This window comes from Bradyrhizobium diazoefficiens, assembly GCF_016616235.1.
GTDB lineage: Bacteria > Pseudomonadota > Alphaproteobacteria > Rhizobiales > Xanthobacteraceae > Bradyrhizobium > Bradyrhizobium diazoefficiens_H.
On the sequence record NZ_CP067100.1, the window covers coordinates 1,938,440 to 1,964,606 of the forward strand.

Sequence of the window (26,167 nt, forward strand, 5' to 3'; positions counted from 1 at the left end):
CTTGCCTGGGCTGAGCAGAGTAAGTCACAAGTCGCGCCGCACTCGTCCAGATGAGCCGAAGCCGCTTGCTTGGATCGTGGCGCGGATTTCCGCCGTCATGTCTACCATGCTGTTATGGATTCCAGCCGCCACTGCCGTACGGGCGCGTAATGATTTCGAGCAGGTGCCGGTTCAGCTCTTCGAAATAGAGGCCGCGTCCGCCGTCGTGATCGTTGATCTCGGTTGGCCTCCGCTGCGCGGGATCAGCCCAGTAGGTCAGATTCCGCTTCTGAATCCGATCAAAGATCGCATCGAACTCGGCGTCACCAACCAGGAAAGCGTAGTGCTGACGCGCGAACTCTCCTTGCTGATCCATATAGTCGAGATTGGCGTCGTTGTCGGTCCTGACCATATAGAACGGGCCCCACCGCCGTGGCGCCGGCAGCCCCAGCATCTCGGCCAGGAAATCGGCCGACGCCTTGCTGTCGCGAGCTGACAGAATCGTATGATTGAAGTCGACAGCCATATTCAGATCTCTGCAGCGCGATGATCGACGCATCAAAACGAGTCAGACACTGAGCTCGTTCCTACTCGAATGCGCGGACATTCAGTTCCCAGCAACAGGAACGAACGAAATCTCGCGACATTCGCGGTGCACCAAATGACAGAGTAAATCTTTCGCATCCCGCTTCGGCTCGCCGAAGGATGGATAGAGTGGAGTGACACGCATGATCTTGGATCGTCCGCTTGACGCGGCCGATTGTGGTGTCGGTCAGCCCAGCAAATCTGGACGCTTTGCCTTGCGCTTGCGCGGGAACATGATGTGCCCCGCACCGTTTGGGAGACTAGGGACGCGGCACCCAGAGCGATGTTCCCAGCCTACCGAGTAGAGCTGGCGCTCCGCGGAGCGTCAACGAAACTGGGAAACTTGCCGTAGCTGTCAATCGAAGGAGCCCGTGCGTTAGCGAGGCTTAGAGCGCGACTCAGGAGATGACTATAAAGAAGATCAGTGAAGTGATGACGCGCGATGCCAAACTCGTAAATCCCACCGACACGATCCAGGACGCAGCAAAGCTGATGAAGGAATGCGATTGTGGTGTGTTGCCCGTGAGCGAAGGCGATCGGCTCGTGGGCATGATCACCGATCGGGATATCGCGGTGCGCTGCATCGCGGACGGCAAGGGGCCGAACAGCAAGGTTCGTGACGCGATGAGCCAAGAGGTGAAATACTGCTTTGAAGACGAGGACATATCTCACGTCTGCGCGAATATGAGTGAGATACAGGTGCGGCGGTTGCCCGTCTTGGACCGGAACAAGCGCCTGGTCGGGATCGTATCGCTCAGTGATTTGGCACGCCAGTCGGCTGGGACGGCCGAGGCGCTGCATGGAATCGTTCGGCCGAGCCAGCAGCACAACCAGAGCTACGCTCTCGCCTGAGCCGCGTCGGCCTTCAGAGCGGATCGACTGCTGAGAAGCGGGCGCGTGGTCCGCCTGCTTGCGATCGCGGCGGTCAGCGCGATCTTGCATCGTCATGCGCAGGCCAGTGGCGGATGGTTGCCGCTCGGCTGGCGAAATGATGCGCTATCGCTTGGACCGCGGGCGTGAGGTCAGCACCCGGCCTTCCCCGTGCCCTGTTGGCCTCGAGGGTAGTTGGCCTCAAGGGTAGAGTGGCCGAGCAAAGCGCGCGGAATGCGCCGCGAGAATGCGAAGGCGCGTCGGCCGTTTGACCGCCGGGCCGGCCGCAGGTCCGACGGACGAGATGGATTCCGCATCGCGCGGTCAGCGGAAAAGGAACTCCTGCACAGGATCGAAGCTTGAATCCGCGGCCCGGCCTCGCCGCCGATGGCTGGCCTGCGCGGCCCCGCCTCCAAGCCCCCCAGTCCCCAAGGCCGGGGCCGCGCCACATGAGAGGAGATGCAATTGCCGGAGCCGAGTGAGCAAGAGATCAGGGAGCGCGCACACCAATTGTGGGAGCGTGCCGGCAAGCCCGAAGGCCGCGAGGACGAGTTCTGGCACGCCGCCGAGCAGGAGCTGCGCAACGAGGACAAGTCCGACACCATGCGAACGCCGGATACGCTGTGACCTACAAGAAGTGCCCGTTCTGCTACGGCCTGGGATGGGTCTGCGAGAACCATCCGCTCCGGGCCTGGAGCGAGGAGCTGGGCGGATGCCGGTGCGGCGAGGGCATGCCCTGCACCTGCAACACGAGCGAAGACCGGCAGACGCGGGCGGTCATCGTCGAGGCGGACACGACTTGGCATTAGGCCGCGCATAACCTCATTTGCAGGCCTTCAGGGAACGGAGCTTTCCGGAAAGGAATTATGCCTTCCGAGCAGCACGGGCTGTGGCGCAGGCCCGTTCGAAAGGGCCATGTCCGCCGTGGACGAGCAGCAGAAGATCGAGCACCAGATCGAACTCGCGACGCGAGCGGCCGCGCTCGTGAAAGACGAACCCACCGTCCATCGCCTGAGAAGCTTCGCCGAGGAGCTGAGCCGGAAGCTGCGTCGCATGATGCGGCGCGGCAAGGTGCGAGCACGCGCCTTCGAGCTCTGGGAGCAGGCCGGCCGCCCGGCCAATCGCGACCTGGAGTTCTGGCTCGAAGCCGAACGGCAGATCGAAGACGACCGCGACGAGCAGAGGCGCCCCGGCGCTCCCGAGCGATAGCTGCGGCTTCCCGCTCGGGACAAGGAAAAAAGCCGCCGGGCTCTCCACCCTGGCGGCTCCGATAAGTCCATAGCTGTCGATCGCCGCCGCAGCCTCGTGCGTACCGCCGTTACCTTGTTTGCGGCCATGCCCGGTCTTTGTAGGCCACGCTGCGTGATTCTGCTGTGACCTGACACACACACCGCACAGACATCTCGCAATTGTCAGCAGCTATTTCTGCCCCGATCCGGACGAGCCGGCAGTCGATGCCGCGCTTCCCTGGGTCGCGCTGGTGCCAGTGCTGCTCGATGATGCGGGCGCGGATTTGGCCGGCGCGCTCGATCCGCCACCATTGTTGTCGGCCGGCGTGTTGAGGCCCGAGGCTCCGGCTCCCGTCGCGCCTCCGGTGCCTGATGAGTTGATGCTCGAGCCTGTGCTGGATGCGCCCGATCCGCTCTGCGCGCCAGCGGGGTTTATCGTCATCAGGGCCGCGCCGAGTGCGACCATTGCGAAAAGCTTCATGTCGGTTCCCTCTGTTGAACGGGCTTCGTCGAGCAGCTGCGGGTCGATGCAACTCATTCCTTCTCGCTCTGTAACCGTTGGAGATGCGGAAGGTGCCAATCGAGCCGCTGCATTAGGAACCGCCGCAAGGTCCTGCGGTTGCCCGCCAAAGGGAATAGTCCATGCGAAATCTCGGTCTTGGCAATCTCGGTCTTGGTCAGGTGATTCTCATCGCCGCGTTGCTCGTCATGCTCGCTATCGCAGCCTTCGGCATCGGCTGGGCCTGGGATGCGACCAACGGCGTCAGCGACGTCGCGATGGACGAGAACGGCTGGATCGCGCTCGGTCTCGGCTCGTTCTTTTCGCTGCTCATCGGCTGCGGGCTGATGGCCTTGATGTTCTTCAGCAGCCGGCGCGGCTATGGCGATGCGGCCGATCCATTCCGCAAGAAGGAGCGAAAATAGACCATGAAATACATTGCGACGTTTCTCAGCATCATGTTCGGCAGCTTCCCGTCCGCCCTCGCACAGAGCAATTCAGGCGGCTCCGCGGCGGGGCAGACGACGACCAATTCGTCGAGCGTGCAGGGCACCGCCGGCACCAACGCCAGCGGCACGGTCAATACCAACCAGGGCAACAGCTATGGCAACAATGCGAGCGGCGGAGTGAGTCCGGGCCGCGACCGCACCGGCCAGCCCGCGACGAGCAATTCGACCTCGCCTTCGTCCAGCCAGAGTTCGTCCAACCGCAAGTAGCCGGGGTACGGGCCTTGCGTTCGCGCACCACTGCTTGCGCCCTCAGACGCGATACCAAGCCGCCAGATTCCACGTCGTGACGTCCCAGCCCGACATGTCGACCATGAGGTTGTTGACGCCGGCATTGACGATGTTGCGGGAGAGCAGCGGCAGGAACACGTGGGCGTCGCAGAAGGTCTCGTCGACCTTGATCAGCAGCGCGGCGCGCTTGATCGGGTCGAGCTCGTGTTGCGCGGCCTTGTAGGCCTTGTCGACCTCGGGATCGGACCAGCGCGAGATGTTGCGGCCGAGCCATTTATTGTCCTTGGTGGCGATCTCCCAGGAGACGCACTGGTTCAGGAAGCGCTCCGGATCGGGCTGCGGCTGCGTGGTGTTGTACATCTCCATGTCGGCATAGAATTTCGAGTAGGTGTCGGGGTTGCCGACGTCGGAGGAGAAGAACACCGATGCGGTGACCGCCTTGATCTCGATCTCAATGCCGGCCTTCTGGCAGGCCTGCTTGATGATGGCCTGCGTCTTCTGGCGCGGCGCGTTGGTCGAGGTCTGGTAGACATATTTGAGCTTCTTGCCGTCCTTCTCGCGGATGCCGTCCGCGCCCTTGGTCCAGCCGGCGTCGTCGAGGATCTTGTTGGCCTTGTCGACGTCGAACTCGTATTTGAGCTTGGGCGACTTGAACTGCTTGGGCGCGTTGACGAAGCTCGCGGTGGCGACGCCGCCGCGGCCGTAGATGAATTTCTGAATCGAGTCGCGGTCGATCAGCAGGTTGATCGCGCGGCGCACCGCCGGATCGGACAGCGTCGGGTGCTTGGTCTTGACGCTGGAGCGCTCGCCATCGACCTCGGTCCATGGATCCGTGGTGTTGAGGATGATGAACTCGACATTGCCCGACGGCGTGACATCGATCTTGCCCTTGCCGCCGGCCTCCATGCGCTTGAGGACCTCCTCCTCGACCTGCATGTTCCAGGCATAGTCGTATTCGCCGGTCTGCAGCACCGCGCGCGCGGCGGAGACCGCATCGCCGCCGCCCTTGACCTCGAGCGTGTCGAAATATGGCTGGCTTTTGACATGATAGTCGGTATTGCGTTCGGCGCGGATCAGGTCGCCCGGCTTGAACTCGATGAACTTGTACGGGCCGGTGCCGACCGGCTTCAGATTGCCCGGGGCCTCGCGCGACTTGGCGCCGACATAGTCGGCGAAATGATGTTTTGGCAGAATCTGGCCGACCGAGCCGACGTAGGGATCGGCCCAGAACGGCGTCGGCGCCTTGAAGAGCACCTTCACCGTGTGGTCGTCGATCTTCTCGACGGTGATGTCCTTGTAGGAGCCGGTGGTGTAGGCGGCGGTCGCGAGATCCGCGGCATAGGTCCAGGTAAAGACGACGTCGTCGGCGGTGAAGGGCTTGCCGTCATGCCACTTCACGCCCTGCTTCAGCTTCCAGACGACGCTCATCCCGTCCGCCGAGAGGCCGCCATTGGCCTTGGTCGGGACTTCGGCGGCGAGGCAGGGGACGAGGTTGCCCTCCTTGTCCCAGCCGGCGAGCGGCTCGAAGAAGATGCGCGAGGCGATCTGGTCCTTGGTGCCGATCGCGAAATGCGGGTTGAGCAAAGTGGGCGCCTGCCAGAGCAGGATCTTCAGCGGGCCGCCGCCGCCGGCCTTGGTCGGCTTGTAGGGCAGCGTGGCGTCCGCCATCGCCACGTCGTGCCAGAGCAGGATCTGGCTTGCGATCGGCGCTGCGATCCCGACCGTCGCCATGGTCCGGATGAACGCGCGTCGCGACAACGTGCCTTGCTTCACCTCCGCGACCAGGTTGCGGATTTCGTTCTCGTTCATCGGATGACCTCCACCCGTCAAGGACCATTCGTCACCGGCGCCCATCATGTTTCATCAGGGACGGGACGGCAATGGCGGCAAGGCCGGAAAGCCCTGCGGCGAAATGGCGGCGGGTGCGGGTTTACTGGGCATTTCACGATGATGGCAATGGAACGCCGCGGCGCGACAGCTGTTCCTTCCATATGATGGATATGGAGACGCCGATGAGCGAGGGCGAAGACCATTTTGCGCGGCTGCTCGGGCGGGCGGCGATGGACGTGTGGGGCGACATGCCCCGCGACATCCAGGAGGCGCTGTTCGAGACCGCGATGAAAGAGCGCGATGGCGAACGCGAGGACCTCGCGCGGCTGCTGCACGCGCGTCATCCGCGCACACAGCACCCGGTCAAGCCCGCTTGAAGCGCCGCGCCGGCGGTTCGTCATCCCGGGAACGTTCGCAAGCGAACCTCGTTTTCCTATCGAACGTTGCGTCTGATGCGAGCGAGCAGGGCGCGCAATCGATACAGCGGGCTCGAGGTGACTTTCGTGAGCGACATGTTTATCGGAACGACTATCGGCAAATGGTACGACCCGATCTCTGAGCGATGGATCGCGCCGCCTGACGTCAAGTCGGCCGGCGACCGCTCGCAGTCGGACTCGGAGGCCAAGCCCGACGTCCGCACCACCTGCGAAACCCAACGGATCTGGAATCTGCTGGTGGACAGCGCGCGCGGCTGACGCCATTACGGCAGGCGCGGTCGCCGCCCGCGAATTCGTTTCCCATCGGGCGCCCCGCGGAGAAGGTGTTGCCGCCAGCGGCAGCCAATATGGTTTTCCATTTCATTGATTTCGCCCGGCGGAGCAGCGAATACGGTTCCAGTCGTTTCGCAGCTTCCACGGAGACCAAGATGTCGTTTCGCCTCCCCCTGATCCTCTCGGCGGTGCTTGCCGCCTGGTCGGCTACCGCGAGCGCCGAGACCATCAAGATCGGCGTGACGCCGGGTCCGCATGCGCAGATCCTCGAAGCCGTGAAGCCGATCGCCGCCAGGCAAGGCCTCGACATCCAGCTCATCGAGTTTTCCGATTACGTCGTGCCGAACGCCGCGCTCGATGCCGGCGAGATCCAGGCCAATTCATTCCAGAACCAGCCTTATCTCGACAACCAGAAGGCCGACCGCGGCTACAAGATTGAGTCCGTCGCGCTCACCGTGAACTTCCCGATCGGTGTCTATTCGAAGAAGCACAAGACCTTCGCCGACATCCCTGACGGCGGCAAGGTCTCGATCCCGAACGATCCGACCAATGGCGGCCGCGTGCTGCTGCTGCTGCGCGACAAGGGCGTGATCAAGCTGAAGGATGGCACCGGCTTCAAGCCGACGGTGCTGGACATCACCGAGAATCCGAAGAAGCTGAAATTCATCGAGGTCGATGCGGCGCAGGCGCCGCGCGCGCTCGACGACGTCGATGCCGCCGCAATCAACACCAATTACGCCACCCAGGCGGGCCTCGATCCGGTCAAGGACCCGATCCTGCGCGAGGACCCCAAGGGTCCCTATGTCAACCTGATCGCCGTGCGCAGCGCCGACAAGGACAAGCCCTGGGTCAAGGCCCTCGTGGACAGCTACCACACGCCGGAGGTGAGGGAGTTCGTCCTGACCAAGTTCAAGGGCGCGGTGCTGCCGAGCTGGTAGGCGATCTGCCCAGCTTCGGCGCAAGGCCGACCCCGGCGGGCGGCCTTGCGTGTGAGCCTTGCGTATGAGTCTTGCGCAATGACCGCTTGTCTGGAGCTGCGGCAACCGACATCATCGGGGCCTATCCTCGCCCGGCAGGGGTCGTCATGAAACGCTTCGCAAACCTGAAACGACTGGGGTTCTTCACGCGCCTCCTCGACGAGGCGCCGCCCGCCGACCGCTACCGCTTTGCCGCCGAGCAGATCGTGCGCGCCGAGCAGGCGGGTCTCGATTCCGCGTGGATCGCGCAGCATCATTTTCACGAGCGGGAAGGCGGCCTGCCGTCGCCCTTCACCTTTCTCGGCTATGTCGCAGCCCAGACCTCGCGCATCCGCCTCGGCACCGGCATCGTGACGCTGCCGCTGGAGAATGCGGTGCGGGTGGCGGAGGACGCTGCGGTGCTCGACCTTCTCTGCAACGGCCGTTTCGAGCTCGGCGTCGGCACCGGCGGCAACCCGTCGGCTTTTGCCGCCTTCGGCCTCGACAGCACCCAGCGCAACGAGATCTTTGCCCGTAATCTGGAAATCGTCCGCACGGCCCTCGTCGGCAAGCAGCTTGAGGGCGGCGACACGCTCTATCCGCAGCGTCCTGAATTGGACAAGCGCATCTGGCAGGCGACATTCTCGGTCGCCGGCGGCGCCCGCGCCGGCAGGGCGGGCGATGGCCTCCTGCTGTCGCGCACCCAGCCGCGGACCAAGGACGCGCCGAATGCCACGCTCGCCGAGATCCAGAACCCGATCATCGATGCCTATCTCGAAGCGCTGCCCAAGGGGGCCGAGCCTCGCATCATGGCCTCGCGCAGCGTCTTCGTCGCCGACGACCGCGCCGAGGCGATGCGCCTTGCCGACATCGGACTACGGCGCGCGCTGCCGCAGTTCATGAAGAGCGGTCACCTTCCGCCGGGCGAAACGCTGGAGGAAATGATCATCGCCTTCGACACTCATGTCGGCGCGGCCGACGACGTCATCGTCTCGCTCCGCACCGACGCGACGCTGGAGCGGGTGACCGATCTGGTCTTCCAGGCCCATTCGGTCGATGCGCCGCATCCCTATATCCTGCGCTCGATCGAGCTGGTCGCCGAGAAGGTCGCACCGGCGCTGGGCTGGGTCCGCGCGGCGGCGGCCGACGGGCATCAACGTGTTGCACGAGGTTGAATGATGAGTACGACGGATATCATCGACACGCTCGCCGGAATCAAACCGGGCTCGGCTCTGGACGCCATTCGCGCCCGCCGTCTTCAGGCGCGCGAGAACGCGCAGAAGAGCTATCTCGCGCTGTTCGAGCCGATTGACGCCAGCGAATTCTCGCTTGTGGAACGCGCGGCGGTCGCGCTCTTCGTGATCGGCCTGCACCGCGAGCCCAATGTCACCGCCTTCTACCGCGCGAAGCTCGCGGCGACGGCCGACGGTGCCCGCCTCATCGAGGTCGTCGAGGCCGAAATCGCGCGCGGCGAGACCTCGGGCCCGTACGGCGCGTATCCGGCCGGACCCCTGTCGCCGGAGAATATGGCCGGCCTGATCTACCGCGTGAGCGCGGAGGACAAGTCGGTCCTCGGCGCCCGGCTCACCGCGGCGTTCGAGCATGCGCATCTGCTGGTGTTCCGGCCGCGCGATGCCGCGTCCGCCGACATGAAGGCGCTGCTTGACGCCGGCTGGTCAAACACCGGCATCGTCACGTTCTCCCAGCTCGTCGCGTTCCTGTCGTTTCAGGTGCGCGTCGTCAGCGGCTTGCGCACGCTTGCAGCAGTGAACGCCTAAGAGGAGGCCGCAATCATGAGCGCCACCGTCAATCCCCCCGTCGCCTTCACCCAGGACGAGCTCGGCTGGGTGTCGTGGATCGATCCGCTGCCGGAAGCCGAGCTGACCGAACGGCATTTCAACGGCCTCGTCGATCGCGCCCGCGCCAAGTCGGACTATTTCCGCCTGCTGGTGCGCGATCCCGAGGTGCTGGAAGCCCGCACCAAGACCGACAAGGACATCTTCTACAATGTCGCCGACGGTCTGCCGCGCGCCGAGCGTGAGCTCGCCGCCGCGGCGACCTCGCGCTACAACGGCTGCATCTACTGCGCCTCCGTCCATGCGCGGTTCGCCAGCACCTATTCCAAGCGCCGCGAGGACGTGCAGCGTCTACTGGATGAGGGCATCAAGGCCGACCTCGGCGAGCGTTGGAATGCTATCGTCAAGGCCTCGGTGGCGCTGGCCGCGACGCCGATCGCGTTTGGTCCCAGCAACATCGAGGAGCTGCGCCGAGCCGGCCTCGATGACGCCGAGATCGTCGATGTCATCAACGGCGCCTCGTTCTTCAACTGGGCCAACCGGCTGATGCTGTCACTCGGCGAGCCCTCGAAATAGGCAATCTCGCCGGCACAGGAATTGCTGCTTGTATTAACGCTGCCTGTATCAATACTGAGTGAATGGAGCCGTGCATGAGCAACATCGATCGCCGTACCCTGGTCAAGGGCTCGCTCGTCGCCATGATGGCGGGCGCCACCTTTTCGCGCGCCGGCTTCGCTGACACCTCCGAGCCGATCCTGCTCGGCGTCAGCGGTCCCCTGACCGGCCCGAATGCGCAATATGGCGCGCAGTGGAAGCAGGGCTTTGATCTCGCGCTCGACGAGATCATGGCTGCCGGCGGCATCAACGGCCGCAAGCTCGCATACCAATTCGAGGACAGCCAGAGCGATCCGCGCCAGTCGGTCGCAATCGCCCAGAAGTTCGTCTCCGATCCCCGCATCGTCATGGAGCTCGGCGATTTCTCGAGCCCCGCCTCGATGGCGGCTTCCCCCATCTATCAGCGCGCCGGCCTCGTGCAGTTCGGCTTCACCAATTCGCACCCCGATTTCACCAAGGGTGGCGACTTCATGTGGAGCACCTCGGTCAGTCAGGCCGATGAGCAGCCGCTGCTGGCGCGCTATGCGGTGCAGCGCCTCGGCCTGAAGAAGCTCGCGGTGCTGCACCTCAACACCGATTGGGGCCGCACCAGCCGCGACTATTTCGTCAAGGCGGCGAAGGAGTACGGTGCGGAGATCGCGATCACCGAAGGCTACATCGCGGAGGAGCGCGATTTCCGCTCCACGCTGGTGCGCGTGCGCGACGCCAATCCCGACGGGCTGATCCTGATCTCGTATTATTCCGACGGCGCGCTGATCGCCCGCCAGGCCCGGCAGGTCGGATTGAAGCAGGTGATCTGCGCCGCAAGCTCGGTCTACTCGCCGAAATTCCTGGAGCTCGGCGGCGAGGCGGTGGAGGACGTCCATGTCGGCACGCGCTACTTCCCGGAGGACCCGCGACCGGAGGTGCAGAAGTTCATCGCCGGCTTCAAGAAGAAATACAACGGGCAGGAGCCCGATGCCTTCAACGCCTACGCCTACGACGCGATGAACATGGCGGCTGCCGTGGTGAGGATCGGTGGCACCGATCGCCGCGCGATCCGCGACGCCTTCGCCAAGGTCAAGGACGTCCCGAGCGTCATCTTCGGCACCGCGACGTTCGATGTCGCGACCCGCCGGGTCAAGGGTGCCATGAACGCCGAGCTGGTCGTGCGCAAGGGCCAGTTCGCGCTCTGGGACGGCAAGCCGACCTGACGGCCGGAGTTTTTGCTCCGGCCTTCCTCCCTTCATAGGAACCCTGCGTGTCTTCCTGGCTCGACTACACGATCAACGGGCTGATCGTCGGCAATGTCTACGCGCTCGTTGCGGTCGGGCTCGCGCTGATCTTCGGCGTCAGCCGGCTGATCAACTTTGCGCAAGGCTCGATCTATCTCGTGGGCGCCTATATCGGCTGGGTCGCGGTGGTGCAGCTGCATACGCCGCTGCCGCTGACCATCATCGTCGTCGCGGTATCTGCCGCGATGGTGGGACTGATCATCGAGCGGTTCGGCCTGCGGCCGCTGCAGAACTCGGTCCGCATCGCGCCGCTGCTCGCGACCATTGGCATCAGCTTCGTGCTCGACCAGCTGGTGATGCTGACCTTCTCGCCCAATCCGCGCGCGCTGCCGAGCCAGCTGCCGGACGTGCGCTTCCAGGTCGGCGGCGGCACCATCGGCCCGCTTGATCTCTTGATCGCCGGCGTCGGCATCACCAGCGCGCTGTTGCTGTTCGTGTTCCTGCGCTACAGCAAGCTTGGCTGGGCGGTGCGCGCCGCCTCGCAAGACCGCGACGCCGCGATGCAGATGGGCGTCGACGTCAACCGGGTCAATCAGGCGGTGTTCGGCATCGCCGCCGCACTCGGCGGCGTCTCCGGCATGCTGGTCGGCATGTACTACAACCAGATCGACACCGCGATGAGCCTGCAAGCGACGCTCAAGGGCGTTGTCGCCGAGGTGGTCGGCGGCGCCGGCAACGTGCCGGGCGCGGTGGTGGGCAGCCTGCTGCTCGGATTGGTCGAGAGCTACGGCGTCGCCGTATTCGGCACCAGCTACCGCAACCTGTTCGCCTTCCTGCTGCTGGTCGTCGTTCTCGTGCTGCGCCCCAACGGCCTGTTCGCCAGTGCGCGGCAGGCGCCGCCCGAGCCGCTCACCGGCACCTTCATTGCACCGAGCCGGCCCGTGCGCGTTCCGCGCTGGGCGTTGCTGCTTGCGGCCGCGATCTTCGCGGTCCTGCCGTTCTTCCCGGTGTCTTTTTATGTGCTCCAGACCCTGATCAACGCCTGGCTGCTCGGCATGCTCGCGCTCAGCCTGACGCTGGTTGCCGGCACGATCGGGCAGGTCTCGCTGGGACACGCCGCGCTGCTCGCGATCGGCGCCTACACCTCGGCGCTGCTGTCGCTGAATTTCTCCGTTCCGGTCGGCCTCGCCATCATCGGCGGCGGACTGATGAGTGCTGCGCTCGGCACGACGCTGATCTCGCCGTCGTTCCGGCTGCGCGGCCACTATGTGTCGATCGCGACGCTCGCGATCGGCGAGATCGTGTCGTTGGTGATCCTGAATTGGGAGAGTGTTACGCGCGGTCCGATCGGCATCTCCGGAATCCCGCCGCTGTCGCTGTTCGGCTACGATCTGATCAGTCCGAACTCGATCTACTGGTTCAGCCTTGCTGTGATGGTGGTGCTGGCGCTGGTGCAGGGGCGGCTGCTCTCCTCGCATCTCGGCCGCAGCTTTCGCGCCATCCGCGACGACGACATCGCCGCGCGCGCCTATGGCCTCAGCCTCAACCGCTACAAGTCGCTGGCCTTCATCTTCGGCGGCTTCGCGGCCGGCGTCAGCGGCGGCATCGCCGCGCATCTCTACTCCTACATCAACCATGAGACCTTCAACACGCAGCAATCGATCCTGGCGCTGACCGTCGTCATCCTCGGCGGCCTTGGCAATGTCGTCGGCGCCATCCTTGGATCGGTGGCGCTGGTGGGTTTGCCCGAAGTCTTTCGGATCGCGGCGGAGTACCGCATCCTGATCTACGGCATCGTGCTCTTGCTGCTGGTGCGGTTCAGGCCGCAGGGCCTGTTGGGAACGATCTGATGGCGGAGCACGCGCCCATGCTGTCCCTGCGCGGCCTGACGCGCAGCTTCGGCGGCCTCACCGCAGTCGATGCCATCGATCTCGATCTCGCCAAGGGCGGGCTGATCAGCATCATCGGCCCCAATGGAGCCGGGAAGACGACGCTGTTCAATCTCGTCACCGGGCTCGACCGTCCCGACGCCGGCCATGTCAGCTTTGAAGGCGAGGACGTCACGGGTCTCGCCCCGGAGCGGCTCGCGGCAAAAGGCATCGCGCGCACGTTCCAGCTCGGCCGCGTTTTCGGCAATCTCAGCGTCATGGACAATGTCCTGATCGGCGCCCACACGCGCCTGCGGGCCGTCAAGCCGGCCGTGCCGGTGATCGGGCCGCTGCTCGAGCTCGGACTGGCGCTGCTGCGCCCCGCCAGCGTCAGGGCCGAGGAGGAGTGCCTGCGCGAGGAGGTGAAAGCCATCCTGGCACGGTTCGGCGAGCGGCTGCTGCCGCGGATCGACCAGCCTGCGTACAGTCTCTCCTATGCCAACCGCCGCCGCGTCGAGATCGCGCGTGCGCTCGCGCTCAAGCCGCGCCTCCTGCTGCTCGACGAGCCCACTGCCGGCATGAATCCGACCGAGACCGCGGAGATGCAGGGCCTCGTCGCCGGGCTGAAGGCCGAAGGGCTGACCATCCTCCTGATCGAGCACAAGCTCGAGATGGTCATGCGGCTGTCAGACCGCGTCATTGTGATGGACGAAGGCAAGAAGATCGCGGAAGGGCCGGGCGAGGAGGTGCGCAACGATCCCAAAGTGATCGAGGCCTATCTCGGCCACGGCCTGACACCAGAGCAGGAGAGCGCGGCATGACGGCGAAGGCACCCGAACCGCTGCTGACGTTGTCTGATGTCAACACCTTCTACGGCCAGGCCCAGGTCCATTTCGACCTGTCGATCAATGTTGCGCGCGGTCACATCGTCTGCCTGCTCGGCGGCAATGCCAGCGGCAAATCGACGACGATGAAGATCATTTTGGGCCTGGTGAAGCCGCGTTCGGGCGGCGTGACCTTCGACGGTGCCTCGCTGCTCGGGCTCACCACGCCGCAGATCGTTCGCCGCGGCATCGCCTCGGTGCCGGAGGCGCGGCGGCTGTTCGCGGACATGAGCGTGCGCGAGAACATTTTGATGGGCGCCTTCGTGCGCAACGACCGCGATGCGGTGGCGCAGGACCTCGACAGGATGCTGACGCTGTTCCCGAAGCTTGGCCAGCGGCTGTCGCAGCGCGCCGGCTCGCTCTCCGGCGGCGAGCAGCAGATGGTGGCGATGGCGCGCGCGCTGATGAGCCGTCCCAGGATGATCGTGATGGACGAGCCGACCATGGGCCTGTCGCCGCTCTATGTCGACCGCGTGCTGGAGCTGATCCGCACCATCAACCAGGAGGGCGTCTCGGTGTTCATGGTCGAGCAGAACGCCAGCCTCGCGCTCGAGATCGCGCATGAAGCCTACGTGCTGCAGACCGGCAGGATCGTGCTCTCCGGCCCCGCACGGGCGCTGAAGGACGATCCCCGCGTGCGCGACGCCTATCTCGGCGGGTCCGAAGCCGCTTAGGGTCTCAACCTCTCCCGCTTGCTTGCGGGAGAGGTCGCGCCGTAGGCGCGGGTGAGGGCTCTGTCCTCTTCCCGCAAGCGGGAGAGGGAGCGCACTTCCTTTGGTCACGATCAGGCCGACGCCGCGCTCTGCATCTGCTCCGCCGGCAGATCGTCGGCATTGGGATCGCCCGGCGCGGTGGCCCAGGCCAGCTCCACCAGTGTCACGATTCTGCGGCCGCCGCCATCGAGCTGGACCACGATCAGACCCTGCTCCTCCATATAGCCGAGCAGCCGCTGCGCCCGGCGCAGCGAATGCGAGCCGTAGGCACGGGCGATCGCGGCGTCGCCGGGGCAGGGCCAGCCTTCTTTCGCCGCGCGCGCAATCATCATGAACACGCCCTGCATGTCGTCGGGCAGGATCGAGGCGCGCAGCGACACGTCCTGCCAGGCATCATCGTCGGCCAGATCAGCGCCGAGCCCGGCGCGCGCATGCGTCAGCATGCGGCGGAATTCGTTGAGGTCAGGCACGGCCGCGCCGAGACCCTCGATGCGGCAGCGGACCACGAATTCCTGGTAGAGCACGCCGATGGCGCGGAAGCCGGCGTCGGGCTCGGCCATCACGGCGCGAAGCGTCCGATCGACGCGCTCGCGCCGCTCCGCCAGCTCCTCCGCGCTGACAGGTACCTCGATTGGCTCAGCGCGCGCTTCCGGTGCCGCGGCCTTCGCCGCGCGGAGCTGCTCGAGCAGGTCCGGCGCTGGCCGGCGCTGCGGCCGGCTGGCATCGGGCGGCGGCGCTGCCAGGATCACGGCGCGCGCATCCTCCAGCGCCGCTTCAGGCAGCGGCAGCAGCCGCGGCGTGGAATTGCGCGGGCTGGTATCGGTCGCGCCGATGTTCAGGCGGAGCGGGCGGCGCGACAGCGCAGGCCCGAGCGCCATGAACTGTCCGCGCTCGAGATCGCGAAAGGCTTCGGCCTGCCGCCGCTCCATGCCGAGCAGGTCTGCGGCGCGGGCCATGTCGATGTCGAGGAAGGTCCGGCCCATCAGGAAGTTCGAGGCCTCCGCCGCGACGTTCTTGGCGAGCTTGGCGAGGCGCTGGGTCGCGATGATGCCGGCAAGGCCGCGCTTGCGGCCGCGGCACATCAGATTGGTCATCGCGCCCAGCGACAGCTTGCGCGCCTCGTCCGAGACGTCGCCGGCCACAGCGGGCGCGAACAGCTGCGCCTCGTCCACCACCACCAGCATCGGGTACCAATGGTCGCGGTCCACATCAAACAGGCCGCCGAGAAACGCCGCGGCGCGCCGCATCTGGTTCTCGGCGTCCAGCCCTTCGAGATTGAGCACGGTTGAGACCCGATGCAGCCGCGCGCGCTCGCCGGCGACCTGAAGGCCGCGCTCGGTGTGATCCTCGGCCTCGATCACCAGATGGCCGAACCGCTCGGCCAGCGTGACGAAATCGCCCTCGGGGTCGATGATGGCCTGCTGCACCCAGGGCGCGCTCTGCTCCAGCAGACGCCGCAACAGATGCGACTTGCCGGAGCCCGAATTGCCCTGCACCAGGAGACGGGTCGCCAAGAGTTCCTCGAGGTCCATGGCGGCCACGGCGCCTGCCGTGGTCTGCCCCATCTCGATCGCAACCGTCATGTCCTCGACTCAAGTCCCGCCATTCGCGGACAGCGGCTTATCAACCCGGCCGCGGCGCGTCGAGCGGAAGAGGGCGAATCATGCCATGTTGCCCACGGCGGAGTTCAGGCGCGATTGGAAAGCCGTAGAAGTGCGGGCCGATACGGCGCCTGCGGATCGTCGTCCTCGTTCTCGGGAATCGCGCAGGAGCCGAATTCCTGCCTGATCCGCTCGATCTCGGCGATGCGCTCGTTGAGCCGCTGCAAATGTTCGAGCGATCTTGCCTTCCAAAAGCGGAACGTGTCCTGCGTCAGCGGCAGAAACGCGGTGCCGAACAATGTCGGCTCGGGAACGATGGTGCGGCCGAGCAGCAGGAACCGGTCGGCGCCGGAGACGACGAGGGTCGCGTAGCCGCGATTTCCGATCCGCCTGATCCCGTTCAGCGACCATTCGGCGAGCTTGCCGAAATAGGGCTCCTCGCGCCAGCGATCCGGGCAATGGTCATCGACCGTCACATTCACGGCATCCTGGCTGAAATGCACGATGATGCCCGACTTCGCCGGAAACCAGTCGTCGTCGAGATGGCCCTGCAGCCAGGCGCAGACGAACGAGCGGCACATCTGCGGGCGGCGCTCGTAGATGGTGCATCCCGTGCCCGTTTGCCAATGTTTGCAGAGCTGGTTCACCGGCTTGTCGACGGCAGCCACCTCCAGGATATCGCAGCAGGCATTGCACGAACCGCATTGCCGGGCGGGGCGCGCCGATTTCGGCAGGCCGGTTGCGCGAAAACCCTGGCCGTCGCGGGCCAGCAGCTTCTGCTTCTCCAGCGCATTCAGCGCACGTTCGATCTTCAGACGGGACAGTCCGGTGGCGTCGATCACGCCCTTCATCGTCGTAGCGCCCGCCTCGACGGCGCGGACGACGCTCAGCATTGCCTGATCCATCTTTCTTTTCTTGTTGTTTTTGTCCGCTCGGGGACGCCGGCAACCGCATATGGGTGACCAGGAAAGCTATCTTTCTCCTTTTTGTGAGACAACAAGCAGGAATTGACCTGCGCGCATGCGGCGTTTGCGCAAACGTGGGATCAGTTGTGAACGGACGCGCGCCTGCAGGCGTCATGGCAAGCAGGACGCCGTCGCGCTTTGGCACAATTGGCCCGGAATGGCTCTCTTTGACGTCTTGTCGCATCAAAATATGATCTCCGACATGCATCGCGGTCACGCAGTCGTGACATGCGCACGCGCGCGACATGGAGAGCGAGACGACACGATCGCGTGATCGATGGAGTGCGATTGCGTCAGTCAGCAGCTGGCATGCTCGGCGGCGATCGAAAACGGTGGAGTCAGGTCATGTTGGCATTGCGCCACACCCGGAACTGGATGCGCGACATGCGTCATCGCGCATGAATCCAGTACGTGCCCCGGGAAGGATGAATCGAACCGCGCTGCTACTGCGCGCCCGATCCGCCCTGGACGATCTTCTCGTTCAGCTTCTGGTCCACGGTCTCGACGGTGCGGTCGATCTCGGCATTGGGCGCGCCGAGCTGGTGCGAGATCAGCTTCACCAGGAGGTCGACGCGCTCGATGAAGGGCGCGCCGCTCGCGACCGCACGCGCGGCCGACGACGGCTTGAGCAGGCTCTCGGCGGCCTTGGCGTATTTCGCGAACGGCACCTGGTCCTGCGGGTCGGCGCCAAGCTTGCGGGCAATCGCATCGACATGGTCGTAGATCGTCTGCGAGCGCGCGAGATCGCCGTGCACGGCGTCGCGGATCGACTGCGGCTCGTGCGGCGTGATGCAGCGGTAGTTGCCGGTCAGCAGCATCGACCATTTCGCCAGCGGCACGAACAGAGAATCGAACACCTTCAGCTTCACCGGCACGTCGTGACCGTCGAGCGTCACCGCGTCGATGTCCGCTTCCAACTCGCGCAGTACCTTGTTGTGCTTCTCGTCGGCGAAGACCGATGCCTTGAAGTTCGTGGGCAGGCCGACATGAAGCACGTTCGCGGCTTCCTCCGGCGGACGGAACGCCTGCGGATCGGGCGAGCACAGCGTCACCAGGCCGGGCTCGAAGCGCTCCCAGACCTGCGCGTTGGTGTAAGCCTCCTCGAGATCCATGTTCGCCAGCGCCGGAATCCGCTTCAGATAGGGCAGCGGCGGCATGTTCATGATCGACAGGCACGGCAGCTTCGCCGCGGCGATCTTGACCATGAGAACGCGCACCGTGTGGTTGGTGTATTGCGGCTCCTGCATCGCAAGGCCGACCATGTCGTAACGGGAGACGTCGACATCGGCCGGCGTCACCGCATCGAGCTTGCCGGGCAGGTCGCGCGAGAAGATCGCCCGGTGCACGGCTTCATCGCGCAATTTGATGCGCACCTCGGTCCCGTTGCGGTTGATCAGCTCCGCGGTCTTGGCGCGGCAGACCAGGGTCACATTGTGCCCCGCCATCAGCAGCTTCGTGCCCAGCAGCGAGCCGTAAGAAGCTCCGAGAATCAATATGTTACGCGCCATATTTCGTCCCAGGAAATGTCATGTGATTTTTGGGCCCCGGCCGCGGCCCAAGGGCAGGTTGGCGGGCATGTAAAGCAAAGTGGCGGACGATGGCAACTGGGATAATGCATACAAGGGAGCTGCGGCTGGCACTTTGCCCGACGGGCAAAACACTGCGAGGGCTGTCAATCCGCTCTCGCAAAAATATTCCACTTTACCGAAATTCGGATTTATCGTATGTGTCGGGTCATCCCGGCTCACCTTGAGGGGCGATCGTGTGGTCGTCATGTTCGCGAGCCGGGCTTGCGGTGGACGCGGCAGCGTCGGGCGCGAGAGGTCTGGGGCAGGGCGGATTGCTCTCCGTGAGCCCGTAAGGCTTCGCGCGTACGGACGGCGCTGTCAGGCTCGTCGCGCCAACATGTCGATGGCAATGTGCACAACGCCGTCGGCCGCTGTGGCGCCAACGAGCCGCGCGTACGGCAAAACCGTGTGGTCCTGGCCGTCGTTGCTACGGCCAAGCCCTGGCGGATGCGGCGGTCGCGCCAACCGGCGCGATGGCCGGTGACTTCTGCGAGGGTGAGGGAGGCCAGCAAGAACTCGGCTCCCGGGAGAGCACGGCATAAGCCGTCCGACCATCGCGCAGGGAAGGCCGTGTGTTGGGCTTCACCTGTATGCTGCTGTGCGGTTCTTCCTGCGTGTGCTTTTCGCGCAGCGGACCGCGGGTGCCAGCCGGCACCCGGCCTTCCCTGCGCCCTCTTGGCTCAAGAGGGTGGAATGACCAGGCAAAGCTCGGGCGAAGCCAGCCGCGAGGATGCGAAGGCGTGTCTGCAGCTTGAGATGTGCAAGTCAATGAAGCGGGCAAAACTCTATGACCGTCATCCTGAGCGTGCGCCCGGGCCGAGCGCTCCCGCCTCAGCCCTGGCTCGCCACGCGTGCGCGATCGAGATGCCCCTCGATCTTCGGGCGGTCGCGGGTGCGCTCGAAACTGGTGCAGAGCAGCTCGGTCTCCTCGAGCGAGATCGGAGCGCGGTACAGCCGACACATGAATTCGGCAGCGCCGCGCCCCTTGCCGGCGCCCGCGCTGGTGCCGGGACTGCGTTCGGCGAGAAACATGCAGTCCCGGCAGATGCTGGCATCGAGCCGCTGATGGGCCGCATCAAGATGATTGAGGATCTCGCGCAGCGAATTGCGCAAGCGGATGCACTCATCAGTGCCGAGCGCTGTGACCGCATTCACCACGTGATTGATTGGGTCGTGCTGGCTCAGGCATTTCTCGCCCTGCGCGGTGACGTGCAGCACGACGGACCGCTTGTCCTCCTGCGACGGTTTTCGCACCAGGAACGACTTGCCCTCGAGCGTCTTCACGATCTGCGATGCAGTCGCCCTGGTGGCGCCGATGAAGCCGGCGAGCGCGGACGGCGTGCGCGAAAACCTGTTGGCGCGCCCGAGAAAGCGCAGCGCCATCCATTCCCGATCGCGCAACCCGTGCTGATTGCCCTCGAAATACCAGGCTCTGGCCGCCTGAACCAGCAGCTCGACCGCCTCGCGTGCCAACGGCATGAAGTCCTACCTTGCCCCGGATATCACGTCTGCGGCGCCCCGGAGCCGCCTTCCGCCATTGCACACGAGTCCTTCGCGAGAAGCCGTATCACCCCAAATGTCCGATCGGTATGCCGTGCCCGATTGCTGCGCGAAAGCACGGACTGTTCGGCACCCGATTTGGACTGATGGGCACCGCAAGCCGCGAGAAGAGACGCGGCGTCGCTGATGGCATGCCAACCGTGACGTCGTCGAACGCAAGCCCGAGTTGCCGTCACTGGCGGACGATGGTTCGGAATTGTTCAACCGCAGTCCCTAAAGGTTCAAGTCACACGCAGACGTTTCTTATGTTCCGCCGAAACGATGAATGAGCTTCTCAACAAAATCAAGTAGAGACGCTCCCGGAGACTGGATGTCGGCTGAGGCAATTGTAACGTTCAAGACGATTTCACTCATCAGAACACATGATGGTGATCGCAATACCCAGCGCAAACAAGCTATTTGCACGCAACTTGACGACGGTTTGATTGCACGCATGTTGCCGTCTTGTCATCAAGGCCAACCAATCGAGCTTGTACATGACGACCGATGTGCACCGGCAGGTGATCCACCAACTTGTGCGATCCGCCGGGGAATCGCCCGGGGAACTCACAGGGATTACACGCGGCGGTTGTTCCCGCAGCAGCTGTGGAATAGTCGGCTCGATCGCTTCCGTCCGGCCGATCTCACCCGAACGGCTGATGTGCTCACGATGTAATCCGTAAAGAAGGCGCATGCGCTGGAAGTGTCGTGCATCGCCTGCCGAAACAATGAGCAGCACGCGCTCGCAGGTGCTTGTCGCGGGACCGTCTCTGCGCCTCGCGGCTATTCGCCCCTGAGCATGTCCCTCAGCTCGCGGAACGGCTCGGCACTCGGCGGCGCCGAGGCGTCTTGCCGCATCGCGCTGTAGATTCTCGGAACGATATCAACTGCCTGGTCGAGCCCCGAATCACGCCCGGATTGATATCCGCCCATCAGGCGGAGATCGCGCGTGTCCTCGTATTTGGCGATCATGGTGCGCAGCTTGCTCACCAGTTCGCGCTCCTCGGGGTCCCAGACATTGTGGGCAAGGCGGGAGACGGAGGCCAGCACGTCCACGGCCGGATAGCGTGCCTGGTCGGCGATGTGCCTGGAGAGCACGATGTGGCCGTCGAGCGTGCTGCGGATACTGTCGGCAATCGGCTCGTTGTGGTCGTCGCCGTCGACCAGCACGGAGAAAATGCCGGTGATCGTGCCGGATCCGTCCTCGCCGGGGCCGGCGCGCTCCAACAGGCGCGGCAAATCGGTGAAGACGGTCGGCGCATAGCCGCGCGCGACCGCGGGCTCGCCGGCGGCCAGCGCGACCTCGCGGGCGGCATGGGCGAAACGGGTGATCGAATCGACCACGAGCAGCACCGATTCGCCGCGGTCGCGGAAATATTCGGCGACCGCCATCGCCGTCTTCGGCGCCAGCCGCCGCATCATCGGGCTTTCATCTCCCGTCGATACGATCGTGACGGCGCGGTTGCGGTTGGCGCCGAGCACGTCCTCGATGAATTCGCGCACCTCGCGGCCGCGCTCGCCGACGAGCGCCAGCACGACGGTGTCAAAGCCCTGGCTGCGGGCGAGCATCGCAAGCAGCGTCGACTTGCCGACGCCGGAGCCGGCAAAGATGCCGACGCGCTGGCCCGCGCAGATCGGCGCGAACAGATCGATCACGCGCACGCCGGTGCGCAGCGGCTTGTGGACGCGGGCGCGCTTCATCGCCGACGGCGCGTCGGCTTCCGCCGAGACCGGACGCGATCCCGGGGTGAGCGGGCCTTGTCCGTCCAGTGGCGCGCCGAGCGCGTTGATGACGCGACCCTTCCAGCTCGGATCGGGCGCGAAGGACAAAGGCGGCATTCGGTAGGCGACGGAGCCGAGACCGCCGGCAAATTGCCGGTCGAATGGCTTGGCGACGATGCCCTCGCTGTCGATCCGCACCACCTCGCCGATCTGGGGCTTGCTGCCGGAATTGACGCCGATCAGCTCACCGAGCCGCACAAAGCGCGACAGGCCCGAGACGCGGAAATGCGTCGGCGCGATCTCGGAGATCGCGCCGCTGACGCTGGCCAGGGGCGTGCTCTGCTCAAGCTCCAGCAGCGCCCATTCGAGTTGCCGAAGAGCGTTCAAGGAATCCGTCCACCCTCAATGCGCGCGCGGCGCAAGTCTGGTCTCATGCAAGTCTACTCTGATGCAAGTCTACTCTGATGCAGGTCTACTTGCCGGGCTCGCCCAGCGTCCGGATTGCGTTCTGGAGCGAGCTCTCGGTGCCCTCGATCATCGAATTGGTGCCGTCGAAGGCACGCGAGGCCGCGATCAGCTTCGTCAATTCCATCATCGGGTTGGCGCCGGAGCCCTCGACATAGCCCTGCTTGAAGCCGTTGCGGGAGAAATCGGCAATCGCGGTCGCGGGGCGGTCGGGCGTGACGCCCGAATTGCCGTAGCGCTCGAGATTGGCATCAGCGGGAATGTCGAACAGGCCGATCGAGCCGATCTCGTTATTGTCCTGGGTGATCGCGCCGCTGCGCGCGATCGAGATCGGTCCGCCGTTCGGGTCGAGCGTGATCTGCGCGCCGCCGGCATCGATGACGGGGAAGCCGGACACGGTCTGAAGGTCGCCGTTGGGGGCGATCTGGAGACGGCCGTCACGCGTGTAGACCGTGCCGTTCGGGCCGGCGAAGGCGATCCAGCCCTGGCCGACGACGGCGACGTCGAGCGGGTTGCCGCTCTCGGTAATGTTGCCCTGTTCGCGCGAGATGATGTTGTCGCCGGGCGAGGAGAAGGCGACCGGGTTCGCGCCGGCCTTGGACAGCACCGTCTCGAACTTCACCACGTCGGTGCGGAACGCCGCGGTGTTCACGTTGGCGACGTTGTTGGCGATGGTCTGGAGACGCTTCTCGAGCGCGACCTGCGCCGACAATCCCACATAGAGAGCCGATTGCATGACTTACCTGTTGAACCGGATGTTCTGAAGCTTCGCGAGCATGTCGGTATCCATGCTGGCCGAAGTCGACGCGCCGCCGATCAGGACCAGCGCGGGATTGGTCGAATTGTCGCTCTGGGCCTGGGTCGCATCCCACATCGCCGCGAAGCGCTGTACGAACTTGGTCACCTTGGCCGGATCCTGGAAATCGGTGAGATCGATCTTGTCCGTGATCATCTTGGCCTGGGCGTCGATGTCGGACGAGCTGATCGTCGGCGACCAGCCCATCGCGGTCTGGACCACCTGGGTCAGCGCCTTGTCGGCGAGGATCTGGTAGGCATTCGTGACCGTCGAAGCCTTGCGGGTGAAATAGAGCGCCAGCCGCAGGCCCTCGTTTTGGTCGCCGGCGTTCTCCTCCATCGTCTGCGTGACGTACTGGGTCGCCGTGCCAGTCGTGGCTGCGGTCGTCGAGGTCGCCTGGGCACCGAGGCCGGCGAAATTGAAGGCGGTGGCGAACTGCCGGTAACGGGCATCGGAGAGCTTGTTCGCAAACGCGTCCTTGTCCGAGACCCCCTCGGTCAGCACCTTGCGCATGAACGCCTTGGCGTAGGTCATGTCGCTGAGGCCGTAGGCCTTCATCGCATAGGAGTAGAGACGATAATCCTTCAGGAAATCGTCAATGGTCTTCACGTTGCCGATATGGCTGAGGAAATAGTCGGTCTCGCGGCTGACATCCGGCTCCTGCGCGACCTGCGTCAGCGACTTGCTCATGTCCTTGGTCAGCCTGGTGTAGTCCGCGATCGTGGATAGCATGAGACGCGCCCCTCCGGCCGCCTGTACGGCACCGTCGCAAGCTGCCGCGAATTGCTTGCGCGAGGCTGGCGATGCGGGAAGCCAGCTTCGCGCAAGGCTCGCCGACTAGATATTTCCGGTGGGATCGGCGATGGAGTGGCGCGTTGCTCAGTTTCGTGGGGATTTTCATCACGGTGGCGGCGCTGCTCGGCGGATTTGCCGCCATGGGCGGGCATCTGGCCGTGCTCATGCAGCCGTGGGAATTCGTCATCATCATGGGCACCGCGGCCGGCACCTTCATCCTGGCCAATCCGTGGAAGACGGTCGTCGACACCGGGGTTGCCTGCATGCAGGCCATCACCGGCGCGGTGCCGGGGCAGCGCTATTATCTCGACCTGCTCGGAGCGCTGCATGCGCTGATGCGCGAGCTGCGGGGCAAGGGCCGCAACGAGGTGGAAGCGCATATCGACGATCCCTCGTCCTCCGAGATCTTCAAGGCGTTCCCGAGCGTGCTCGGCGACTCGGCGCTGCTCCAGTTCATCTGCGACTATGTTCGCCTCATCATCATGGGCAATGCGCGCACGCACGAGATCGAAGCGCTGATGGACGAGGAGATCCACACCATCGTGAAGAGCAAGCTGGCGCCCTACCATTCGCTGGTCACGGTCTCAGAGGCGCTGCCGGCGCTCGGCATCGTCGCTGCGGTGCTCGGCGTCATCAAGGCGATGGGTGCGCTCGACCAGTCGCCGAAGCTGCTGGGCGGCTTCATCGGTGCGGCCCTGGTCGGCACCTTCGCCGGCATCTTCCTGTCCTACGGCATCATTTCGCCCTTCGCGATCAAGATCAAAATGACGCGAGAGAAGAAGTGCCGGCCCTACATCATCGTCAAGCAGACGCTGCTGGCCTTCATGAACGGCGCCATGCCGCAGATCGCGGTCGAGCACGGCCGCAAGATGATCGCGAGCAATGAGCGTCCCTCGATCGACGTCGTCGAGAACGAGACGATCGCGGGTCCCAAGGTCGTCGTGACCGACGCCGAACCGAAAGCTGCCCGAGCATGACGATGCAAGACGTCGAGATCGATCAGCGCAAGCAGCTGCCAAACTACCTGCTCGACGCGGCAGGTATTTCCATCGAACGCATGCCGATGCTCAATGTGATCTTCGATCGCATGGCGGCATCGTGCACCGACAGCCTCCAGCCGATGGCGGGAACACCCTGCTATTTCTCGGTCAACGGTATCACCAACGACCGCGTCGGCGACATCATCAAGGACTACGAAGGTAACGCGGTCGCCGCCGTGCTCTACGCCGAGCAGTGGGACTCCCGCGTCATCATCATGCTCGACCGCGACTTCGTGTTCACCATGGTGGAGGCGATGTTCGGCTCCGACGGCGCCGAGCCGCCGCTCGACGTCGAGCGCTCGTTCTCGAACATCGAGATTCGCCTGGTCCAGGCGTTGTTCGAGCGCTTCGCCAAGGCGCTGCAGTCCGCCTTCGCCGGCACGTCCAACGTCAGCTTCCGCATCGAGCGGGTCGAGACCGCGATGGCCTCGCTCGCGATCGGGCGGAGCGGCAACATGTCGATCTGCGCGAACATCATGCTGCAGGCGCTCTACCGCGGCGGCCAGATGTTCCTCATCGTTCCGCACTCCGCGCTCAATCCGCTGCGCCAGAAGCTCGCCCACGTCGTCGTCAGCGACGGTCGTGCGTCCGATCCGCGCTGGCGCGAGCAGATGGAGAGCGAGGTCCACCGGACCGAGGTGACGTTGAGCGCCGTGCTCGACGAGAAGATGGTGACCCTCGGGGACGTCGTGAAGTTCCAGGTCGGACAAGTGCTCGAGCTCGAAGCCACGCCGCGCACGCTGGCCCGCCTCGAAAGCAACAACCAGGTGCTGTTCTGGTGTCAGATCGGCCAGCTCGATGGCTATTATGCCATGCAGGTGGCAGATCCCGTCGATCAGAAACGGGAGTTCGTCGATGATATCCTATCTCGTTGATGCCGTGCTGCTGATTGCGCTGGCCTTCACCAGCATGCGGGTGACGAAGATGCACCGCGAACTGGCGCGTTTGCGCAGCTACCAGGGCGAATTCTCGACCATCGTGCACGAGACTGCGGGCGCCTTCGATACGGTCATCACAGCGGCACATGATTCCACGGCCAATCTCGGGCGGCTCGCCAACGTGCTGAGCACGAAGATCGATCAGGCCCATGAGGCGATCGCGGCGCTCGACGCCAGGAGCGGGCTCGCGACCGCCGGCGGGGCCGACGTCAACAAGCATTGAAGCTCGAAGCGGCGGAAAAATGACGATCGG

30 protein-coding genes are annotated in these 26,167 nt (G+C 64.7%); 19 read left to right on the forward strand and 11 right to left on the reverse strand.

Translation table 11 applies throughout. The annotated features are described in order from the left end of the window. Positions 1-112: 112 nt before the first annotated feature. A complete protein-coding gene (locus JJB99_RS09155) occupies positions 113-505 on the reverse strand; it encodes a VOC family protein (RefSeq protein WP_200498451.1) in 393 nt (130 codons plus the stop codon). Between the two features lie 464 nt (positions 506-969). On the opposite strand from JJB99_RS09155, the gene JJB99_RS09160 reads away from it, so the two are divergent. From JJB99_RS09160 to JJB99_RS09175, 4 genes are all read left to right on the forward strand, one after another. Continuing rightward, positions 970-1,416 carry a CBS domain-containing protein gene (locus tag JJB99_RS09160; protein WP_246775187.1) on the forward strand — a complete coding sequence of 149 codons (447 nt, stop codon included), beginning with the start codon at positions 970-972 and terminating at the stop codon, positions 1,414-1,416. A 483-nt stretch (positions 1,417-1,899) separates the two neighbouring features. After that, positions 1,900-2,061 (forward strand): DUF2934 domain-containing protein, encoded by a 162-nt coding sequence (locus JJB99_RS09165; RefSeq protein WP_200498452.1) that lies wholly within the window; start codon positions 1,900-1,902, stop codon positions 2,059-2,061. After that, complete coding sequence (locus JJB99_RS09170) at positions 2,058-2,243, forward strand: hypothetical protein (RefSeq protein ID WP_200498453.1); 186 nt, start codon at positions 2,058-2,060, stop codon at positions 2,241-2,243. The genes JJB99_RS09165 and JJB99_RS09170 overlap by 4 nt, the downstream gene beginning before the upstream one ends. A 106-nt stretch (positions 2,244-2,349) precedes the next feature. After that, complete coding sequence (locus tag JJB99_RS09175; protein WP_200498454.1) at positions 2,350-2,643, forward strand: DUF2934 domain-containing protein; 294 nt, start codon at positions 2,350-2,352, stop codon at positions 2,641-2,643. Positions 2,644-2,853: 210 nt separating this feature from the next. Here JJB99_RS09175 and JJB99_RS09180 read toward each other — a convergent pair whose 3' ends face one another. Further along, on the reverse strand, positions 2,854-3,144 hold the full coding sequence (locus JJB99_RS09180) for a hypothetical protein (protein WP_246775188.1): 291 nt from the start codon (positions 3,142-3,144) through the stop codon (positions 2,854-2,856). Between the two features lie 161 nt (positions 3,145-3,305). Here JJB99_RS09180 and JJB99_RS09185 point away from each other — a divergent pair, with 161 nt between their 5' ends. After that, positions 3,306-3,587 carry a hypothetical protein gene (locus JJB99_RS09185; RefSeq protein ID WP_246775189.1) on the forward strand — a complete coding sequence of 94 codons (282 nt, stop codon included), beginning with the start codon at positions 3,306-3,308 and terminating at the stop codon, positions 3,585-3,587. A 3-nt stretch (positions 3,588-3,590) separates the two neighbouring features. Beyond that, positions 3,591-3,878 carry a hypothetical protein gene (locus JJB99_RS09190; protein WP_200498455.1) on the forward strand — a complete coding sequence of 96 codons (288 nt, stop codon included), beginning with the start codon at positions 3,591-3,593 and terminating at the stop codon, positions 3,876-3,878. A gap of 42 nt (positions 3,879-3,920) precedes the next feature. Here the strand turns inward: JJB99_RS09190 and JJB99_RS09195 are convergent, their stop codons facing one another. Next, positions 3,921-5,708, reverse strand: coding sequence for a peptide ABC transporter substrate-binding protein (locus JJB99_RS09195; protein ID WP_200498456.1), 1,788 nt, complete (start codon positions 5,706-5,708; stop codon positions 3,921-3,923). 203 nt (positions 5,709-5,911) lie between these two features. On the opposite strand from JJB99_RS09195, the gene JJB99_RS09200 reads away from it, so the two are divergent. The 10 genes from JJB99_RS09200 to JJB99_RS09245 all read left to right on the forward strand — a co-directional run bounded on the left by JJB99_RS09200 (position 5,912) and on the right by JJB99_RS09245 (position 14,446). Continuing rightward, positions 5,912-6,106 (forward strand): hypothetical protein, encoded by a 195-nt coding sequence (locus tag JJB99_RS09200; protein ID WP_200500092.1) that lies wholly within the window; start codon positions 5,912-5,914, stop codon positions 6,104-6,106. A gap of 135 nt (positions 6,107-6,241) precedes the next feature. Then, entirely contained in the window at positions 6,242-6,424 is a 183-nt protein-coding gene (locus tag JJB99_RS09205; protein ID WP_200500093.1) for a hypothetical protein, read from the forward strand. Positions 6,425-6,594: 170 nt separating this feature from the next. Further along, the gene (locus JJB99_RS09210) at positions 6,595-7,377 is read left to right on the forward strand and encodes a MetQ/NlpA family ABC transporter substrate-binding protein (RefSeq protein WP_200498457.1); all 783 of its coding nucleotides are present in this window, start codon (positions 6,595-6,597) and stop codon (positions 7,375-7,377) included. A 146-nt stretch (positions 7,378-7,523) separates the two neighbouring features. Next, on the forward strand, positions 7,524-8,570 hold the full coding sequence (locus tag JJB99_RS09215) for a putative FMN-dependent luciferase-like monooxygenase (RefSeq protein ID WP_200498458.1): 1,047 nt from the start codon (positions 7,524-7,526) through the stop codon (positions 8,568-8,570). A gap of 3 nt (positions 8,571-8,573) precedes the next feature. Continuing rightward, positions 8,574-9,173, forward strand: a complete 600-nt coding sequence (locus JJB99_RS09220; protein WP_200500094.1) for a CMD domain protein — start codon at positions 8,574-8,576, stop codon at positions 9,171-9,173. Positions 9,174-9,188: 15 nt separating this feature from the next. Continuing rightward, a complete protein-coding gene (locus tag JJB99_RS09225) occupies positions 9,189-9,767 on the forward strand; it encodes an alkylhydroperoxidase domain protein (RefSeq protein WP_200498459.1) in 579 nt (192 codons plus the stop codon). 74 nt (positions 9,768-9,841) lie between these two features. Then, positions 9,842-10,999, forward strand: a complete 1,158-nt coding sequence (locus JJB99_RS09230) for an ABC transporter substrate-binding protein (RefSeq protein WP_200498460.1) — start codon at positions 9,842-9,844, stop codon at positions 10,997-10,999. 47 nt (positions 11,000-11,046) lie between these two features. Further along, positions 11,047-12,870, forward strand: coding sequence for an ABC transporter permease (locus JJB99_RS09235; protein ID WP_200498461.1), 1,824 nt, complete (start codon positions 11,047-11,049; stop codon positions 12,868-12,870). Continuing rightward, positions 12,870-13,709: an ABC transporter ATP-binding protein gene (locus tag JJB99_RS09240; RefSeq protein WP_200498462.1), complete on the forward strand. Its 840-nt coding sequence runs from the start codon at positions 12,870-12,872 to the stop codon at positions 13,707-13,709. The genes JJB99_RS09235 and JJB99_RS09240 overlap by 1 nt, the downstream gene beginning before the upstream one ends. Then, positions 13,706-14,446 (forward strand): ABC transporter ATP-binding protein, encoded by a 741-nt coding sequence (locus JJB99_RS09245; protein ID WP_200498463.1) that lies wholly within the window; start codon positions 13,706-13,708, stop codon positions 14,444-14,446. The genes JJB99_RS09240 and JJB99_RS09245 overlap by 4 nt, the downstream gene beginning before the upstream one ends. Positions 14,447-14,556: 110 nt before the next feature. On the opposite strand, the gene JJB99_RS09250 is transcribed toward JJB99_RS09245, so the two are convergent. The 8 genes from JJB99_RS09250 to JJB99_RS09285 form a co-directional block, all read right to left on the reverse strand. Beyond that, positions 14,557-16,068, reverse strand: coding sequence for an ATP-binding protein (locus JJB99_RS09250; protein WP_200498464.1), 1,512 nt, complete (start codon positions 16,066-16,068; stop codon positions 14,557-14,559). A gap of 104 nt (positions 16,069-16,172) precedes the next feature. Further along, a complete protein-coding gene (locus tag JJB99_RS09255) occupies positions 16,173-16,991 on the reverse strand; it encodes a YkgJ family cysteine cluster protein (RefSeq protein ID WP_200498465.1) in 819 nt (272 codons plus the stop codon). A gap of 503 nt (positions 16,992-17,494) precedes the next feature. Continuing rightward, positions 17,495-18,559: a ketopantoate reductase family protein gene (locus JJB99_RS09260; protein WP_200498466.1), complete on the reverse strand. Its 1,065-nt coding sequence runs from the start codon at positions 18,557-18,559 to the stop codon at positions 17,495-17,497. A gap of 891 nt (positions 18,560-19,450) precedes the next feature. Continuing rightward, a complete protein-coding gene (locus JJB99_RS09265; protein WP_200498467.1) occupies positions 19,451-20,098 on the reverse strand; it encodes a MarR family winged helix-turn-helix transcriptional regulator in 648 nt (215 codons plus the stop codon). A 427-nt stretch (positions 20,099-20,525) separates the two neighbouring features. Then, positions 20,526-20,897, reverse strand: coding sequence for a hypothetical protein (locus JJB99_RS09270; protein WP_200498468.1), 372 nt, complete (start codon positions 20,895-20,897; stop codon positions 20,526-20,528). A 44-nt stretch (positions 20,898-20,941) separates the two neighbouring features. Next, entirely contained in the window at positions 20,942-22,267 is a 1,326-nt protein-coding gene (gene fliI / locus JJB99_RS09275) for a flagellar protein export ATPase FliI (protein WP_200498469.1), read from the reverse strand. An 85-nt stretch (positions 22,268-22,352) separates the two neighbouring features. Continuing rightward, on the reverse strand, positions 22,353-23,081 hold the full coding sequence (flgF, locus tag JJB99_RS09280) for a flagellar basal-body rod protein FlgF (protein WP_200498470.1): 729 nt from the start codon (positions 23,079-23,081) through the stop codon (positions 22,353-22,355). Between the two features lie 3 nt (positions 23,082-23,084). Beyond that, entirely contained in the window at positions 23,085-23,873 is a 789-nt protein-coding gene (locus JJB99_RS09285; protein WP_200498471.1) for a DUF1217 domain-containing protein, read from the reverse strand. A gap of 143 nt (positions 23,874-24,016) precedes the next feature. On the opposite strand from JJB99_RS09285, the gene motA reads away from it, so the two are divergent. The 3 genes from motA to JJB99_RS09300 are packed head-to-tail and all read left to right on the forward strand — an operon-like array spanning position 24,017 to position 26,137. Beyond that, positions 24,017-24,913, forward strand: coding sequence for a flagellar motor stator protein MotA (gene motA, locus JJB99_RS09290; RefSeq protein ID WP_200498472.1), 897 nt, complete (start codon positions 24,017-24,019; stop codon positions 24,911-24,913). Then, positions 24,910-25,851, forward strand: a complete 942-nt coding sequence (locus tag JJB99_RS09295) for a flagellar motor switch protein FliM (protein WP_200498473.1) — start codon at positions 24,910-24,912, stop codon at positions 25,849-25,851. Before motA ends, JJB99_RS09295 begins: the two co-directional genes overlap by 4 nt. Next, positions 25,832-26,137: a hypothetical protein gene (locus tag JJB99_RS09300; RefSeq protein ID WP_200498474.1), complete on the forward strand. Its 306-nt coding sequence runs from the start codon at positions 25,832-25,834 to the stop codon at positions 26,135-26,137. The genes JJB99_RS09295 and JJB99_RS09300 overlap by 20 nt, the downstream gene beginning before the upstream one ends. Positions 26,138-26,167: the final 30 nt, after the last annotated feature.

Coding starts and splice junctions, on each gene's coding strand:
- JJB99_RS09195 (WP_200498456.1), bottom strand. CDS start 5,708: ATGAACGAGAACGAAATCCGCAACCTGGTCGCGGAGGTGAAGCAAGGC.
- JJB99_RS09160 (WP_246775187.1), top strand. CDS start 970: ATGACTATAAAGAAGATCAGTGAAGTGATGACGCGCGATGCCAAACTC.
- JJB99_RS09230 (WP_200498460.1), top strand. CDS start 9,842: ATGAGCAACATCGATCGCCGTACCCTGGTCAAGGGCTCGCTCGTCGCC.
- JJB99_RS09265 (WP_200498467.1), bottom strand. CDS start 20,098: ATGCCGTTGGCACGCGAGGCGGTCGAGCTGCTGGTTCAGGCGGCCAGA.
- JJB99_RS09255 (WP_200498465.1), bottom strand. CDS start 16,991: ATGGATCAGGCAATGCTGAGCGTCGTCCGCGCCGTCGAGGCGGGCGCT.
- JJB99_RS09180 (WP_246775188.1), bottom strand. CDS start 3,144: ATGAAGCTTTTCGCAATGGTCGCACTCGGCGCGGCCCTGATGACGATA.
- flgF (WP_200498470.1), bottom strand. CDS start 23,081: ATGCAATCGGCTCTCTATGTGGGATTGTCGGCGCAGGTCGCGCTCGAG.
- JJB99_RS09250 (WP_200498464.1), bottom strand. CDS start 16,068: ATGACGGTTGCGATCGAGATGGGGCAGACCACGGCAGGCGCCGTGGCC.
- JJB99_RS09295 (WP_200498473.1), top strand. CDS start 24,910: ATGACGATGCAAGACGTCGAGATCGATCAGCGCAAGCAGCTGCCAAAC.
- JJB99_RS09210 (WP_200498457.1), top strand. CDS start 6,595: ATGTCGTTTCGCCTCCCCCTGATCCTCTCGGCGGTGCTTGCCGCCTGG.
- JJB99_RS09200 (WP_200500092.1), top strand. CDS start 5,912: ATGAGCGAGGGCGAAGACCATTTTGCGCGGCTGCTCGGGCGGGCGGCG.
- JJB99_RS09300 (WP_200498474.1), top strand. CDS start 25,832: ATGATATCCTATCTCGTTGATGCCGTGCTGCTGATTGCGCTGGCCTTC.
- JJB99_RS09205 (WP_200500093.1), top strand. CDS start 6,242: ATGTTTATCGGAACGACTATCGGCAAATGGTACGACCCGATCTCTGAG.
- JJB99_RS09215 (WP_200498458.1), top strand. CDS start 7,524: ATGAAACGCTTCGCAAACCTGAAACGACTGGGGTTCTTCACGCGCCTC.
- JJB99_RS09185 (WP_246775189.1), top strand. CDS start 3,306: ATGCGAAATCTCGGTCTTGGCAATCTCGGTCTTGGTCAGGTGATTCTC.
- JJB99_RS09225 (WP_200498459.1), top strand. CDS start 9,189: ATGAGCGCCACCGTCAATCCCCCCGTCGCCTTCACCCAGGACGAGCTC.
- JJB99_RS09245 (WP_200498463.1), top strand. CDS start 13,706: ATGACGGCGAAGGCACCCGAACCGCTGCTGACGTTGTCTGATGTCAAC.
- JJB99_RS09155 (WP_200498451.1), bottom strand. CDS start 505: ATGGCTGTCGACTTCAATCATACGATTCTGTCAGCTCGCGACAGCAAG.
- JJB99_RS09285 (WP_200498471.1), bottom strand. CDS start 23,873: ATGCTATCCACGATCGCGGACTACACCAGGCTGACCAAGGACATGAGC.
- JJB99_RS09175 (WP_200498454.1), top strand. CDS start 2,350: ATGTCCGCCGTGGACGAGCAGCAGAAGATCGAGCACCAGATCGAACTC.
- JJB99_RS09190 (WP_200498455.1), top strand. CDS start 3,591: ATGAAATACATTGCGACGTTTCTCAGCATCATGTTCGGCAGCTTCCCG.
- JJB99_RS09240 (WP_200498462.1), top strand. CDS start 12,870: ATGGCGGAGCACGCGCCCATGCTGTCCCTGCGCGGCCTGACGCGCAGC.
- JJB99_RS09220 (WP_200500094.1), top strand. CDS start 8,574: ATGAGTACGACGGATATCATCGACACGCTCGCCGGAATCAAACCGGGC.
- JJB99_RS09260 (WP_200498466.1), bottom strand. CDS start 18,559: ATGGCGCGTAACATATTGATTCTCGGAGCTTCTTACGGCTCGCTGCTG.